The sequence below is a fragment of the Roseibacillus persicicus genome (genome assembly GCF_014651675.1).
GTDB classification, from domain to species: domain Bacteria; phylum Verrucomicrobiota; class Verrucomicrobiia; order Verrucomicrobiales; family Akkermansiaceae; genus Roseibacillus; species Roseibacillus persicicus.
Map to the genome: position 1 here is coordinate 256,991 of NZ_BMXI01000005.1, position 15,821 is coordinate 272,811.

The window sequence follows — 15,821 nt, forward strand, 5'->3', positions numbered from 1 at the left end:
GTTGGGAAGAAGAGGAAGATTTCACGAATCGTAGATGGGAGCTTCTATGCATAGTTATTTCAAGACCACAGCGCTGTGGGGAATTCTGGGGCTTTCCGGAATCCAGATTGCGGCGTCCCAGGATGAGCGCAATCGTTACGTGGCATTCCCTGAGGTGGGGCAGCCGAAGGAAGGGGTTTCATGGCCGATGGGGCAGGCGTTGCCGACCTTTGCGGCCCCTTCGCGCAGCCTTGATGCGATTGATGTGCGGAGCTTGTCGGTTGATGAGCAATTGGCTTTTGCCGCCTTGCAGGGCATCGTGAACCGTCAGCAACCACGCATTTTGCTATTTGATAGCCGCGCGGGGGAAGGGGGAGACACCTGGGCTCGGACCAAGGGGGTGGATTTTTCAATTGGAAGAATCTTCGAGCAAAGGGAGCGCTACGAGCTTATGAAAAAGTATCGAAGTGAGGTCGCTGGAGTGGTGCTCTACGATGCGGAAAAGAGTGAGCACTATAGGAATCTGGCCAGCTCTGTCGCGGGAGTAGAACAGGCTTTGCCGGTTTCTAACAAGCTGTGGTCCAGGCTTGTGGAAGAGGGGATCGGGCTTGAGGTGGTAAAGGATTTGAGGTCGTTGGATTGTTCGGGTCCGATTGAAATCTATGAGCACCTTTACGAGAACTACTGGCCCCGATGCTCCAAGCGAATGATTGTTAGCGCGCGGCCGGACACCCGCGGTGGAGATCATCATCACACCCGTGATATGGCGGCTGCCACTGGTTCGGCAGTGATTTGGCTGGATGGCCGGATACCGGAGGAGCGGGAATTGATGGGCAAGTTTTTAGGTGAAATGAAGGCGGGGGAAGCTATCATTTTGGGTTGGTATACCACCGAGCGATCCGGAATCACCACCGCCTCAGCCTATGGCATCGGGACCCTGCCGGCAGATTACTTCGTGAGCTCAACTGTATTTGCAGGCACTTCCCCCCGCATCGAAGTTCCTCCTGTTCCGAAGGTTCCGCGACTTTCTAACAAGGTCTATGTTGCGCTCTTCATCAGTGACGGAGACAACATTCAATACAACCAGCATGCGATGCGGATCGTTTGGGACCGAGAAAGAGAGACTCGGGGGAAAGTTCCGCTCACCTGGACGATTTCTCCCAGTTTGGTGGATATCGCCCCGGGCATCATGAACTACTACTACCGCACTGCGACTGCCAAGGATTGCTTCGCTACCGGGCCGTCGGGAATGGGCTACTTGATTCCTTGCAACACTTTGATTGAAGATGGAGCTCCTCTCGGAGCGTTCGCTGTCGATCGGGGAAGGATGGATGGCTACACCCGTTTGACGGAAAGCTATCTCCAGCGTTCCGGATTGAGGGTCGTTACCATTTGGGACAACGCGAACTCCGTGCAGCGCGCATCCTACGAGAAAAACTGTCGTAGTCTCATCGGCGCGACGGTGCAGAACTTCAAGGATGTTCCTTCCGTGAGGGGCGGGGTGTCCGGTGGGCGGGTTCGATTTGACAAGCTGGTCATCCCCTACGCTGGTTCCTATGAACATTTGAAAGGTTCGCTGCAAGAAGAGTTGGGGAGATGGGATGGGGAAGGACCGCACTTTCTCGCCTATCAGGTCGATATCTGGGGACGTCTGAAACCGAAAATCCTGGTCGAAATCGCGCGGGAAATGAAGGCTGAGTTTGGAGAACAAGTCGAGTTTGTTCGTGGCGACCATTATTTCAACCTTTCCAATCACGCGTCGCGGGTTCCGTTCGATATTAGTCTAACAGATGAGGTTTCGGTGAGTTGCAGCGAGGGGGCAGATGATGCTGCGTTGGCCAATGATGGCACCCCCTCGACGATCTGGTGCTCCCAGAAGCAAGGGGCCTGGTTGCAATTCGATTTGGGCAAAGAAAGAGAGTTGCGACGCTATGTGATACGACATGCGGGTTCCGCAGGACTCTCCCGTTCGCTGAATACACGCTGCTTTTCGGTCGAAGGGAGTCTGGACGGAGTGTCGTGGAGCCATATCGACAAAGTGACTGGGAACCGTCTGAACGCATGGGACCGTGAACTGGAGGGAGAGAAACTGAGATACTTCAGGATCAAGATTGAAGATGCGGGGGAAGATGGGGTGGCCCGGGTGGCGGAGGTCGAGCTCTATTGTTTGCCGACCGACTAGGAGGATGAGGCTACTTTTCCCAAGGTTTTTTCCGAACGGAATCGAGATACTTGACCGCGGCCTCGGTGCGTGAACGGACGTGAAGTTTCTCGTAGATATTCTTCAAGTGTCCTCGCACGGTCTCGATGCTGATGTTGAGGCGGTCGCCGATCTCCTTGTTGGCCAGACCCTCGGCTACCAGTTGCACCACATCGGTCTCGCGGTTCGACAGCTCGACTGGCGTTTCGGTGGGGTCCGTGTCTGGTGGCAGGTGAAAGGCCTCAACCACCCGTCGGGCAATCTCCGGGCTCATGGGAGCACCCCCGGTGCGCACGTCTGATATTGCCTCGCGGACCTCGGCGGGATGGGAGCGCTTGATCAGATACCCACAGGCCCCGGCCTTGAGAGCGTCGAAGATTTTCTTATGCTCCCGATGGACGGTTACAATGATGACTTGGATTTCAGGTAGAAAGCGTTTGAGCAAGGCGGTGGCTTCAATCCCCGACATGCCCGGAAGGTTGATATCCATCAGAACGATGTCGGGGCGGAAGGCATCGATTTTCTTCAGGCCCTCTTCCGCAGTGGTCCAAACCCCGCTGCAGCGGGCGTCTTCCATGGAGTCGACCACCTTGCGTAGGCTCTCACCCAGGGCCATGTTGTCCTCGATGATTGCGACATCAATTACTCCGTCTTCTTTTCCAATCATTTTGTCTTTTGTCGATTTGGGGTTGTTCGCTTCTTGTTGCTTCGGTTGGGGAGAGGGATGCTGAATCGCACAACCGTTCCCCCGGAGGGACGGTTGCGTCTGTCGAATTGACCACCGCAGGCCTTCATTCGGGCCTTGAAGTTTTGGAGGCCTTGTCCTAGGCCCGGCTCATCAGGATGAATGCCCTTGCCGTCGTCTTCGATGAAAATCTCCAGAACGCCTTCCTCAAGGGTGACATGGAGCCACGCGGTCTCGGCTTCGGAATGCTTGACGATATTGTTGAAGGCTTCGCGGGCGCAGAGAAAGATGGAGTGTCGGTAGGTTGTGTCCAGCGGGTGGTCAGGGAGGTTGGCCGGGATGCGGAGCCGGAGGTTGATCCCCGCTCGCTCAAGAAACTCGGTGGCAAATCCACCCAGATAGTCGATGAGAGAGCCCAGGCTGTCTTCGCGTGGATTGACCGCCCAAACGATTTCGTCCAGCGCTTGGGCCGTGGCGCGGCAACGGCTGGAGAGGTCGTCGAGTTGGCTCTGAAATTCGCTTCCAGCGGCTTGTTCGGCCCCAAGACCGGCAAGGAGGGAGATCTCGGTGAGCGAAGCGCCCAAATCGTCGTGCAGGTCGCGGGCAATGCGGGAGCGTTCGGTTTCGCGAGCATTGTGAATATTCAATTTCTGGATGCGTCGCTTCAAGCGGATACGGGCGAGGACCCCTCCGATTCCGCCTGCGAGAAGGATGACGAAGAGCCAGAGCTGGGCAATAAACCAGCCCGTCTGCCAGAAATGCGGATGCTTCTCGATCCTGACGATTGCGGGCTTGGCGCTGAGGACTCCATCACCGTTCATGGCGGAAACCTGGAAGGTATACTTTCCAGGAGGGATCGCGCTAAAGGTCCGCGAGCGCTCGTTTCCCATCTCAGACCAATTTTCTTCAAAGCCAAGTAGTCGGGTACGATAGGTGAGCTTTTCCGGCGCGCTGAAGTCGAGTCCTTGATACGAGATCTCGAGAAGATTGTTTTCGGGACTGAGGTCGATACGGCCGTTTTCGATTTTTGTGGGAGTTCCATCGACATCGACCGCTTGAAGATAGATCGGGGGTGGGGTGCGATTGACTTTGGTCAACGAAGGATCAACGCGAACGACCCCCAGGGTGGTGGGAAACCAGATCGAATCATCCTTGAACCGCCAGCCCGCAGGATTGTGTCCTCCCACGCACTCGCTGGTAGGAAGGCCGTCGGATCGGTTCATCACCAGCCAATGGATGGGGGCGTCGGGTTGGGTGGTCCGGTTGAGGAGGTCGGCACGACTGGCTCGCAGAATTCCGCCGGTCGAGCCGAACCAGAAGTGGCCCAAGTCGTCGTCAATGATATGGGTCAGGCGGGCGTTGGGAAGGCCTTGATCTTCGCCAAAGTGATGCCACTTTTTCCCATCATAGAGGAAGAGCCCCGAGCCCAGGGTCGTGACCCAGACGCGGGTGTTTGACTCCACCAAAATACTGGAAACATGGCGAAAGAGGAGCTCGGAGGGCGAGCCTATGGTTCGTAGTCGACCCTCGTGGTATTGAAGGACAAAGCCTTGGGCTGTGCCGACCCAAAGTTCGCCCTCCACCCCGCCTGACATCACGGTGACTTCTCCGCCCGGGTAGCCCCGTTCCAAGCCGACCCGGTCAAGTTGCCGTCCGATGGCGCGGGCCAGTCCTGTTTGGCCGCCCATCCAGAGGATTCCATCGAGGTCCTGATAGATAGCATTGACCAAGGGAGGGTTGTGAACTTGTCCGAATTGTTGGACGTGGACAAACTCCTCCACAAACCGCCAGCCCAGCCAGCGAAAGATGGGGCCCTCGCGGGTCGCGGCCCAGAGGCGATTCTCGCGATCCTCGTAGAGTGCCGAGACGACGCCCCGATGGCCTTCTCCGGTCGGGAAGTCAAAGTGCTCGGTCCGGTCGCCCTGCATCAGTTCCACTCCTCCATTGCGGTTCGCGATCCAGACATTGTCCTGCGAGTCCTGCAGGACGGCTAGGGCTGAGCTTCGATTGAGTCCTGCCGCCGTTGGCTGGAGGTCGACGCGGTCCTGACGGATGAGTCCGATCCCGTGCAAGGAGGTTGCAATCCAGATGAAACCAGCCCGGTCCTCCAGCATCTCGGTGACTTCGAATTCGCGTCCGATACCGGGGAGAAAAATGGGCCATGTCTGTCCGCTGTCAGTGGTGACCGTGAGGAGGTTGTCATCATCGATTTTCCACTGGGACTGGCGGCTGCTCAGGAGAGTACCGGGTCGTCCATCGTGTCCAATGCGGCCGCTATTGGCGCGCTTGATGCGGTCTTCTTCAAAGAGTTCGTGGACCTCGGCGGACACCGAATCGATTCGTGAGATCTTGCCCTGATGGTAGGTCCAATAGTCAGGCCCCTTGAGAATGAGGATTTTTCCGTTGGATCCCTCGATGAGTTGGGTGATGGGGGACGCATTGGGTGCGTCGTCTACCTTCCAGATTGGGGTCGCCTTGTCGCCCTGTATTCTCAAGAGGGTTCCAGTGGAAGAGGCTAGCCAAATGGTGCCGTGCGAAGTGGCAAAGAGGCGATGCGAGCCACTGGTTGAGAACTTGAATCCCGGAGGGGTAGGAATTTGAGTAAAGTCGAGACCATCGAACCGCACCACTCCTTCCGCAGTGGCCACCCAAATGTAGCCCTTGGAGTCCTGCGCGATTGAGTGCACGATGTTGATCGGCAGACCGTTCTCCGACTGCCAGACCCGCATGCTGTAGGTTTCCTGGGCAGTCAGGAGGGGGCTAAAAAACAAGAAGACAAGTATCCCAAGCAAGAAAGGATAGCGCGCGGGGCTGGCTGTTTGTTTCGTTCCCATCTTTCTTCCAGTCCTCCAGCCTAGCCGAAAGCAGCGGACAAAGGGAGTCTCCAGTTGCACAATTTTACCCGCTTGTGCGCTGGGATCTTTCTACCAAGTGAATTTGTGAACCATGGTATGCAGGTAGACTTCGCCTGGAGAAAGTATGGAGGAAGGGAAGGAGGGTTGGTTGGGAGAATCAGGAAAGAGCTGGGTCTCCAGGCAGCAAGCCGAGCGATAGGGATAGCGCGCTCCATTCTTTCCAATCGCCGTGCCATCGAGGAAGTTGCCTCCGTAGAATTGAATGCCCGGTTGGTCGGTATGGATCTCCATCGTCCGGCCAGTCTTTGGATCATGGAGAGTCGCCGCGTGGCGGAGGCCGTCCTTTTTGGTAAGAACCCAGCAATGGTCGTAACCACCTCCCAGGGAGAGAGATTCGTTTTCGGTTTTGAGTCTCTCGCCGATAGGGCTTGCTTCTGTAAAGTCAAAGGGTGTTCCCTCGACGGCCCGGATCTCGCCGGTGGGAATCAATCCTGCATCGGTCGGAAGGAAGTGATCCGCGTTCAGGGTGAGGAGGTGATCATTGATGGTAGACATCCGATCGTTGCTGAGATTCCAATAGGAATGGTGAACGATATTCACGGGCGTGGCGCTGCCTGTCACGGTAGCGCGCGCTTGCCAAGTGAGTTCGTTCTCATCGTTCAGGGAGTAGGTCACGACCGCCTTGAGTTCGCCTGGATAGCCCTCTTCTCCGTTCTTCGAAAGGTAGGTGAGTTCGACTCCTCTGCCATCGGAGGTCATCTCCCCGGACCAGAGAACCTTGTCGAAGCCTTTGATGCCTCCATGCAAGGCGCAGGGGATGCCGCCGGGGTCATTGTTAGTGGCGAGGTTGTAGGTCCTACCATCGAGAGAAAAGCGACCCTTGGCTATGCGGTTACCGTAGCGCCCAACCGTCGAACCGAAGTAGGATGTGTTGGTCAGCCAACCTTCCAGAGAATCGTAGCCGTGGGTGATATCCGCAGTCTTTCCATTCCTATCCGGAACCTCCACACCGACGAGGATAGCTCCATATTCGGTTACCTTGGCGGTCATCCCGCTTTCATTCGTCAGGGTGAAGAGAGAGACCTCCCGTCCATCGGGCATCGTTCCATAGGTGGCTTCAGTGACATGGCGGTGGGCTTGTGGTTCGGTCTTTTTCTCGCATGAGGTGAGGAATAGTATTGAAAGTGAGAAGCTGGCGGTTATCGTTATATTCATAGGTTTGTTAGTTTTTCTAGCGCCAGTCAGTTTTTGTGAATGGTGGAGTAGACCGTTCCCACGAGAACTTCTCCGTCCGCACTCTCCAGATCATAGGCAATTTGCATTTGCTGGGCTGGCTTCAGGCTGGGGATGGTGAGAGTGACCGTCCTTCCATCTGCTCCCAACTCAACCGAAGCGACTTCCACGTCGTCCTGTTGCTTGTGGCCCTTGCTCTCTTGCTTCAGGGCGTTTTCTTCTGCTTCCACGTCCGGATTGTCGATAGAGAACTGCCCTGAGCCGTATTGACGGCCTCGAATATATTTCCAGCGTTTGATAGCAAAGGACTCAGGGTCGGTAGCCAGCTCCTCGTCCAGTTCCAAGTCAAAGCGTAGGGTTAGCTGCTTTCCCTTAACCGACATGGACTCAGGTAGTCCGAGGGGTGTTCCTTCGTTGTAGCGAACACGTTGAATGCCGGCTTCGCTGGCTGCGTTGGTCTGCCATCCCCGCATTCCGCAGACGTAGAGAGAGCCGTCGGGGTGAAAGGCAGCGCGTTGCGCCGAAGAGGAGAGCGTGATCGGAAGTTTAACTACACCGCCTTGCATCTGTCCTCCTGCCAGTTCTTGTGAAAGGACGCGGTAGATGCTGGATTGCCCGTAACTGAGGTGGATGAGCTCTCCGGCGGAGAGCCCGATCTTTGCCTCCGGGGTTACCCAAATCTGGCCGCCGCCCGAGTTGTCGACATCCATTGGGAAGTAGCACAGGGGCTCATGGAATTCCTTGGTGATCTCCTGGCGGGAAGGCTCGGTGCCGAGAAAGACCGGCCGCTGATCCGCTGTGAAGTAGTTCAGCTTGCAGCAGGGTTGCCACGTGCCTTCGTTTTCTCCGGTGGTGAGTTCACCGTTAGGTCCGACGGATATACCGCCCGGAGCCCGCAGTCCACTGGCCACAACGGTGAGCTCCTTGCCGTCGGGGGTGAGCTTCATCATTGTTCCGTTGTGTTTGAGGATTTCATCAAAGTTTCTCCCGCCGGGTCTAACAGGGGAGGCCTTTGCAAAGTAGAAGTTGCCCTGGGAATCAGTCTCCAGACCGAAAGAGAATTCGTGAAAGTTGTTCGTGATGATGACGTCGTAGTTGAAGACTTGGTAGTGATCGGCTTCGTCGTCGCCATTGAGGTCGTGGACTTGCCAGATTCCGTCGCGGCAATTGACATGAATCTTTTCGTCTACGATCTTGAGTCCCAGGGGTTCGAAGAGTCCAGTTGCGAAGCGCTTCCAGGTGACAGTTTGGAAGTCTTTTAGTCCTGATAGTAGCCAGATGTCTCCGTCCCAAGTGCAGGCTGCAGCCCGGTCACCATCTTCGAAAAAGTCGAAATCTGTTAGGCGGACCTTGTTCTTGTATGGTGAGTCATCAAGGACAGGAGGGAGCGGAATCTGGTCGACCAAATAGGGGGCGTCTCCCTCGCTCAAAGTAGGAGTGACCTCAAATGTTTCCGGATTGAGCGCGGGTCCCCCTTTGGTGTGTTCGGCGAGATTGGAAAGGCCTTCGTTGCTGAGAGTGACTGAACCGTCATCCCCGTAGTCAATGGCGATGAGTTCGGGCTTTTGATTGTTGAACTTGAGGATGACCCCTTGTTCACCCGTGGTCATCGTGATTGGTCCGAGCTTGGTCTCATTGTTTTTTTGCGGGTGAGTCGAGGGTCGCATTTGGTAGGAACCCTGATGTCCGGCGACTTGTACGATGCGGCGCACTTGGCCGTTGTGCATCTCGAACTTCTCCAGGACCTGGGTTCCGTTGACGGTGTAGTCAATGATGACATCATGGCCATCGCGATAATAGCCGCGGAAGGTGAGGTGCTCGAAGTTCCCATGACCAGGGATTGGGCGGGTGTCTTCGAAGGAGCCCTGTTTGTTCGCCCAAGACGGACCATCGGCGTTGGTGAGAAACGCGTTTTTTTCGTTCTTTACCTTGTTCTGGGTTCCGTGGCCTCCGGCCCAGGGAGTGTTGTCCATTGCGACTCCGTCGTCGGTGGCGGTGACCAGTTGCAGGGTCTCGGCATTGTAGAGAAGGACGGTCTCGTGATTTTCCGACTCAGGCCGGAGAAGAATTCCCTTGAGGGCGGAGTCGGTCCGGTATTCGGACTGATAGGTGTCTCCCCAGGTTTGGACGAAGGCCGGGCCGAAATCGGCGCTATCGTACCATTCGGCCTGAAGGGAGAGCAGTGGGATCGTGACGAGAGGAAGGATGAACTTCATTGTCTGACAATTTCGGTCTTCTCCCATTTCCCGACTACCCCGAAATGATCGCAATTCGGGTCGTTGCGTTTTTCACGAAAACATGTTTATCGCCGTTTTGGGCAAAGCCGTTCGAGCGCGAGAGAAAGAAGGATGCGCCTTCTCCGGTTCGTGGTGCTGGTTCTTTTGGCGTAAAGGAGGTTCACGAGTTGGTGTTGGATCAAGTAGCGGGGAAAGAAGGGGTTCTGCCTTTTCCCTGCCTTGAAAATGCATCCGATGAAGCCCATTTCCCTTACCCTCATTCTTACAATATTCCTTTCGTTTTTGGTTCAAGCACGGGAGACGTTTCAGTTGGATGACCACTGGACCTTTGCACCGGTGGAATCTGTGACGGGGAAGGCTCCCTCGGAAGGGTTTCGGCCGGTTCAGATTCCTCACGATTGGTCGTGGGAAGCTGGCCCGCAGAAGGGAGGGGCCCAGGCAGACAAGGGTGGTTATCGCATTGGAGGCGTTGGTTGGTATCGCTGTGGCTTCACCTTGCCGGAATCTTTTTCCCAGCAGAGAGTGGTGATTCAGTTCGATGGCGTCTATCGCAATGCGACGGTCTTTCTGAACGGTCACGAGCTGGGGTCCCGGCCCTATGGATTCATCAGCTTCGAGTATGAGGTAACCCCCTTTCTGAAGGATGGAGAAAACCTGTTAGAGGTGAGAGTTGACTGCAGCAAAGAGCCTTCTACCCGTTGGTATCATCCCTGTGGGATTTACGCCCCAGTGCGTCTTGAGGCGAGTCATCCTGGCGCGCGATTGGTCGAGGACGAGGTTTTCATCACGACCCCGGAGATTACAGCGGAGTTTGCTACTGTGAATCTCGCGCTCGAACGGACAGGAGAAGTTGGGGACAGCTGCTTGATTGAGATTTTGGATGATTCGGGAGCTCTCGTTGCCTCCAACGAGGCTTCGGGGGCCCTGAAGTTCTCGACCAGTCTCCGGGTCAAGAACCCGAGCTTGTGGTCCCCAGATTCGCCGACACTCTATACCGCGAGGGTTTCTTTGTTAGATGACGGAAAGAAATTGGACGAGCTGGAGATTCCCTTCGGGATCCGTTCGATTCGCTGGGATGCGGCAACGGGTTTTCATCTCAATGGAGAAGTAACCAAGTTAAAGGGTGTCTGCGAACACTTGACGGGGGGACCAGTAGGAGGCGCTTGGCCTGAGCCTTTGCTCGAGTGGAAGCTTCGTCTCCTCAAGACGATGGGATGCAACGCGATTCGGACCGCGCACAATCCTCAGATTCCGGCCTTCTATGACCTTTGCGATCGTCTCGGGATTTTGGTTATGAACGAGGCCTTTGATGGATGGAAACGGAAGGCTCCGCAGGATTACGGAGCGCTCGATTTCGATAAATGGTGGCGGGAGGATTTAAGTGCATTCATTCGTAGGGACCGCAATCATCCTTGCGTGGTTGTCTGGTCGGTGGGCAACGAGACGGGGGGGCCGGTTGCCAAGCAGTTGGTGGAGGTTTGCCATCAGCTGGACCCCACCCGACCGGTCACTTCCGGTCACTCGGGTTCGAACTTTATGGATGTCTATGGGGTCAATGGTCATTCCGAGTCGCAGAAGTTCTTCAAGGAAAAGCGGCCCGATAAACCCTTTGTCGCGACCGAAGCTCCACATACCTGGCAAGTGCGTGGATTCTATAAATCGAAGACCTGGTATCGCGACGGGTTCCCGAACAAGCGCCAGCAACCATTCGAGACTCCTGATCTCACTGAAGACGAAATCTTCTCCAATGCCTTCCTCGCACCCGATGACATGGCGAACGGAAAGCAGATTTTCAATTCGTCCTATGACAATGGGCTGGTTCGCATCAATGCGCGGCAGAACTGGGAAAAGATGCGCGACCTGCCTTGGTACTCCGGTCACTTCCGCTGGACTGGTTTCGACTATCCTGGCGAGGCGGGCTACGTGCACGGGGGGTGGCCCTTCCACTCCTTTGCGGGAGGGGCGCTAGACCTGGGTGGATTCAAGAAGGACCTCTATTACTTCTACCAAAGCCAGTGGACTAGCAAACCGATGGTTCACATTTTACCACACTGGACCCACCCCGGAATGAAGCCGGAGACTCAAGTTCCCATTCATGTCTATTCCAATGCGGATGAGATTGAACTTTTTCACAACGGTCAATCCTTGGGGGCTCAAAAGCCGGGACTGAAATGGGATGAGATGCAGTGTGAGTGGATGGTCCCGTGGATTCCAGGTGAACTGATTGCAGTGGCTCGAAACGAAGGTCGCGAGGTTGCACGTCACGAGCATCACACCAGTGGCGCTCCACGTGCCTTGCAGATTGAACATGAGTCTTTGGGCAAGGGATTCCATATCCTGACCCTTTCAAGCGTTGATGAGGAGGGTCACTTTTATCCCTACGGCGAGAACTCGATTTTCACTTCCAGTGGCTCAGGGGTGAGGATTCTCTCCTTTGAAAACGGGCATCTGGCTGATACTGACAAGCCGGTGGCTGCAAATCGTCGAGCCTTCATGGGGAAAGCCCGTCTCTTCTTGGAAGGGGAGGGAGAACCGATAACGGTCGGAGCCATTCTAGGGGAGCGGCGGCAATTGACCTCCGAGCAAGTTGCCATTGATGTGCTTCGGGTGGAGCCAACTGGTGAGGTGTTGGAAAGTTCGTTTGCCATCCACTACACCTCGGATGGGAGCCAGCCCACAACTGCCAGCCCTCGATATCATGCTCCATTCCCGGTTCCCTCATCCTGCGTGGTCAAGGCGGTCGCCTACTTGGATGGTGAGCCTGTTTTGAAAATGGAGGAGTCTTTCGGCTCTGATTTTGGGCTTCATTGGTATGATGCCAGCGAGGTTGCCAACAATCAGTCCGCCACCGCGCTACAAGCGGAGTCCGCGAAGTTCTCTCAGGCCAGGGTGAGTTCTTATGGCAAAGGTTTCAACGGGAAGGGCTATCTTGATTTTGGTGGTCGTGAGGGGAAGGTTGAGTTTTATCAGGAGAATGATGGGCCTGCCGGTCAGGCGATTCTGGAAATTCGCTATGCCCTCGCTGACCCAAAGCGGACCCGCCCAGTGGATGTTATCGTGAATGGAAAGACCGTCTCATCAAGAGCCTTCCCTAGAACTGAGTCGTGGTCCAACGACTGGAGAACGATCGAAATTCCCTGCGAGATCAGAAATGGTGCGAATACCATTCTGTTGAAATCCAAGGGGCAGTCAGCGCCAAATATCGACCAGATTGAGTTTCGGTAGCTGAGCGGGATGCGGTGAAATGTTAGAACTGTTCGGAGGGTATTTTTGAGTGTCTGGTCCTCTTGGGTGTGGCGTTGATTTCATGAAAAAATTGTTAAAGCTCGGGTTCTTTTGTTTCGGAACTTTTCTTTGCGAAGGGGCCGACTTCTATCTTTCACCCAGCGGTTCTGATGAGTGGTCGGGCAAGCTCGCAGAGGCCAATGAAGAGGGAACGGATGGTCCTTTCGCGTCCTTGGAGAGAGGACGTGATGCGGTGAGAGAATTGAAACGAGAGAAGGCCGGGGACATCGTAGTTCAGCTGCGCGGCGGAACCTATTCCTTGGAAGATACCGTGGTCTTTGGTTTGGAGGATTCGGGTAACGATGAGACTCGAGTTACCTTTGAGGCATATTCCGACGAGAAACCGGTATTTTCCTCAGCGGTTCAGATTGAAGGTTGGAAGAAAGTGGATGGTCTCCTGAAAGGTCTTCCCGAGAAGTCCCGCGGAAAGATTTGGCAGGCGGAGGTGCCCGAAAAGTTTCATACGCTCTTTGATGATAAAGGCATACTGCCAAGAGCTCGGTCCGCTGGCTTTATTCCCCTCGAGGGCAGCGGGAGAGACCGGCTTCGCTTTCCGAAAGGTCTTTTGAAAAACTGGGCGAACGTGGAGGATGTGGAGATCGTGGTGCGCCCTCATCATGCGTGGATCGTTAATATCCTGCCTTTGGTCTCGGTTGATGAGGAGAAGCAGATTGCTCGCACTGCGGTCGAGTCGACTTATGTGATGAACAGGTTGCACTTTCTCAAGACCACGAATTCGTGCTGGGTGGAGAACGTGCTTGAGGCGCTTGATGAACCGGGGGAGTGGGTGCTGAATACCCAAACTGGAAAGCTCTATCTCTGGCCGCGTGAGGAGGGAAAGCCGACCGATATCCGAGCCCCGCGCTTGATTGAATATCTCCGCGTGGAAGGCCGCATCGACAAGACGGGGCCCAAAGACATCCCCGTGCGCAACCTGATTTTCCGGGGGCTGACTTTTCTCCATGGAGAGCGCTATCGCATGGAGGCAGATGATGCAGGGCTGCAGCACGACTGGGATTTTCACGATAAGGCCAATGCGCTGCTGCGACTGCGTGGTGCCGAAGGTTGTCGTATCGAGGATTGCCACTTTGGTCCTAGTGGTAGTGGTGCCATTCGGCTGGATCTGCACGCCCAGCAGAATCAAATCACGGGGAATCACATCGAACAGATGGGGGGAGCCGGCATACTCTTGTGTGGCTATGGTCCGGGGACCAAGGACCTCAATCATCACAACGTGGTCTTCAATAATCACATCCATCACACCGGTCGCATCTACTCCCATTCCCCCGGAATCATGGTCTGGCAAAGCGGGGAGAATCGAGTGGCTAACAACCTGGTGCACCATACACCCTATACCAGCATCATCGTTTCGGGCTGCATGACCGATTTTTTCAAAAAAGGAGGAAGGGAGTTGGGGCGAACTCTGCGACGGCACGAGCTGCCCAAGTTCGGGAAGAAAATTTCATTGGAGGACGTTCGGCCCTATCTCCATAGCCATGATAATCTGATCGAATACAACGAGATTCACCATGCCATGGAGGAATTGGGAGATGGCAATGGAATCTATATCCGGGGAGCGGGGGCAGGGAATGTGATCCGCGGAAACTACATCCATCACATGGTCGCTCCCATGATCATGCAGGCTGCCATTCGGACTGATGGGGGGCAGAAGGACACTCTCATCACCGGAAACTTAATCTACAAGTGCACCTCGCAGGGGATTCTCACCAAGCTCAATAACCGTTGCGAAAATAACATCGTCGCCGATCTCATCGCCCCTCCTCGCGGCTATTATTTGTCGGTTCGCGAAGGCCCTATGACGGGCGCAACCATTCAGCGAAACATTCTCTATGCCTCCACTCGGGAGGTGACCTTCATCGACGAGTTGGAGGCAAGAAGAAACAACGCCTCAGAAGACCGGCGTGGTCGGGTTCTTGCCCGCTCCAAGGATGCGGACACCGATTTCAACATTTACTTCTGCGCGGCTGACTCTGAGCTGTCCGACGACTTTCTCAAAGCGCAGCAGGCCAATGGGGTCGACCTCAACAGCCTCTCGACCGACCCGCTGTTTGTCGATGCGGAGAACGGAGATTTCCGACTTCGCCCCGAATCTCCGGCCTTGAAGCTGGGCTTCGTACCAATAGATGTCTCTCGGGCCGGCTTGCGAAGCGAAGCTTTGCCAAACTAGAATCTCCGTCCAATCAAGAAGCCTGCGGAGTAGCCACTGGTCTCGATCTCATACTTGGAGGGTCCGACTCTGACGTCCAGGGTCGGACCAAGGTCGCCTTGGAAATGGACCGAGGTATACCAATCGGAAGGAAGCTCGCGGGTGACACCGACTCGGCCAAAGAGACCGAGGGCCCAGTCCGTCTGACTGGAACTGTGATTGAAGCGGGCAAAGGAGGTCGGGGCTTGATTGTCGACGCGCACGGATAGGGATTCGCTTTGAGATGCCGACCACTTGTAGAGGTTGACGGTTGCTCCAAAGGAAATCTGCCAAGCCCAGCCCGAATCGAAGCTTTCCTGAATGGTTGGTCCGACCGCCAGAGAAAGAGCGTTCAGCTCAATCGACGAGGACACCGAGTTTGCGAAGCTTGCATTTTCGGTATTCAGCAAGACATCATCCTGCACGCGGGAGCTGGGGATGTTGTCGATCTTGGGGCCTGGTCCAGCGTAGGTTCCTTCGTAATCATCCCGGAGGGGAATGATCAAGCCGGTGGTGTCAAAAGTATCAGTAAAGTCGAGTCGGTAGTCCTCCCGTTGTTGTTGCCCGGAAAAGGAAGAGAAGCCAAAATTTTGGTCGGTTCCAAAATAAGACAACGAAACCAGCACCCCGCTGATAGGAAGGGAAAAATTCTCTGGCGCGGCGAAATAGATATCGCCCATAAGTCCAGCTCCCTTGAGGTCGGAGTCCAAGGTCGGTTGGACCGAGTAGCTGGAGGACTCGCTGTAGTCCGAGCGATAGCCCGTGGCTCCATAGGTCAAGCTGTTGGCTTGGACCTGATCCGTGGAATCGTAGCCCCAGTTCCAGGTCAGACCGTTGTCGGCTGTCCCCCCGTCCAGATTGACAAAACCATTGTCATAGAGCCGGTCGCTGGTCGTGCCGGTGGTTCCAATGGGCGGCAAGGTGAGCGAGTTTCCCCCAATGAAGGAGGGGACCAGTAGATTTTGCGACTGGCTTTGTCCCTGATAGCGAACGTCCCCAAAGTGGCGATAGTTTGGGCCGACCGCATAGGAGGCTGTCCAACCCGAGTTCTGAGGAGTGTAGGAGATGACGTCTTTGGAAAAGTCGCCACCGGAGAGGGGAGCAAAGGACAGAAGGTAGAAAAGAGATTTTTTCATTTTTA

General features: G+C 55.3%; 8 protein-coding genes. 3 read left to right on the forward strand and 5 right to left on the reverse strand.

Translation table 11 applies throughout. The features are described from left to right. Window positions 1–46: 46 nt before the first annotated feature. The gene (locus IE099_RS07890; protein WP_189569319.1) at window positions 47–2,161 is read left to right on the forward strand and encodes a discoidin domain-containing protein; all 2,115 of its coding nucleotides are present in this window, start codon (window positions 47–49) and stop codon (window positions 2,159–2,161) included. Between the two features lie 10 nt (window positions 2,162–2,171). Here the strand turns inward: IE099_RS07890 and IE099_RS07895 are convergent, their stop codons facing one another. The 4 genes from IE099_RS07895 to IE099_RS07910 form a co-directional block, all read right to left on the reverse strand. Next, window positions 2,172–2,846, reverse strand: coding sequence for a response regulator transcription factor (locus tag IE099_RS07895; protein WP_189569322.1), 675 nt, complete (start codon window positions 2,844–2,846; stop codon window positions 2,172–2,174). Then, a complete protein-coding gene (locus IE099_RS07900) occupies window positions 2,843–5,698 on the reverse strand; it encodes a sensor histidine kinase (RefSeq protein ID WP_189569325.1) in 2,856 nt (951 codons plus the stop codon). The genes IE099_RS07895 and IE099_RS07900 overlap by 4 nt, the downstream gene beginning before the upstream one ends. Before the next feature lie 90 nt (window positions 5,699–5,788). After that, window positions 5,789–6,934 carry an aldose epimerase family protein gene (locus IE099_RS07905; protein ID WP_189569328.1) on the reverse strand — a complete coding sequence of 382 codons (1,146 nt, stop codon included), beginning with the start codon at window positions 6,932–6,934 and terminating at the stop codon, window positions 5,789–5,791. Window positions 6,935–6,960: 26 nt separating this feature from the next. Then, window positions 6,961–9,168: a DUF6797 domain-containing protein gene (locus IE099_RS07910; RefSeq protein WP_189569331.1), complete on the reverse strand. Its 2,208-nt coding sequence runs from the start codon at window positions 9,166–9,168 to the stop codon at window positions 6,961–6,963. Window positions 9,169–9,423: 255 nt separating this feature from the next. Here IE099_RS07910 and IE099_RS07915 point away from each other — a divergent pair, with 255 nt between their 5' ends. Beyond that, on the forward strand, window positions 9,424–12,414 hold the full coding sequence (locus tag IE099_RS07915; protein WP_189569334.1) for a glycoside hydrolase family 2 TIM barrel-domain containing protein: 2,991 nt from the start codon (window positions 9,424–9,426) through the stop codon (window positions 12,412–12,414). Between the two features lie 82 nt (window positions 12,415–12,496). After that, complete coding sequence (locus tag IE099_RS07920) at window positions 12,497–14,662, forward strand: right-handed parallel beta-helix repeat-containing protein (protein ID WP_189569337.1); 2,166 nt, start codon at window positions 12,497–12,499, stop codon at window positions 14,660–14,662. Here IE099_RS07920 and IE099_RS07925 read toward each other — a convergent pair. Next, window positions 14,659–15,816 carry a hypothetical protein gene (locus tag IE099_RS07925; protein WP_189569339.1) on the reverse strand — a complete coding sequence of 386 codons (1,158 nt, stop codon included), beginning with the start codon at window positions 15,814–15,816 and terminating at the stop codon, window positions 14,659–14,661. The two genes, IE099_RS07920 and IE099_RS07925, sit on opposite strands and share 4 nt — an antisense overlap. Between the last annotated feature and the right edge of the window lie 5 nt (window positions 15,817–15,821).

Coding starts and splice junctions, on each gene's coding strand:
- IE099_RS07890 (WP_189569319.1), top strand. CDS start 47: ATGCATAGTTATTTCAAGACCACAGCGCTGTGGGGAATTCTGGGGCTT.
- IE099_RS07895 (WP_189569322.1), bottom strand. CDS start 2,846: ATGATTGGAAAAGAAGACGGAGTAATTGATGTCGCAATCATCGAGGAC.
- IE099_RS07900 (WP_189569325.1), bottom strand. CDS start 5,698: ATGGGAACGAAACAAACAGCCAGCCCCGCGCGCTATCCTTTCTTGCTT.
- IE099_RS07905 (WP_189569328.1), bottom strand. CDS start 6,934: ATGAATATAACGATAACCGCCAGCTTCTCACTTTCAATACTATTCCTC.
- IE099_RS07910 (WP_189569331.1), bottom strand. CDS start 9,168: ATGAAGTTCATCCTTCCTCTCGTCACGATCCCACTGCTCTCCCTTCAG.
- IE099_RS07915 (WP_189569334.1), top strand. CDS start 9,424: ATGAAGCCCATTTCCCTTACCCTCATTCTTACAATATTCCTTTCGTTT.
- IE099_RS07920 (WP_189569337.1), top strand. CDS start 12,497: ATGAAAAAATTGTTAAAGCTCGGGTTCTTTTGTTTCGGAACTTTTCTT.
- IE099_RS07925 (WP_189569339.1), bottom strand. CDS start 15,816: ATGAAAAAATCTCTTTTCTACCTTCTGTCCTTTGCTCCCCTCTCCGGT.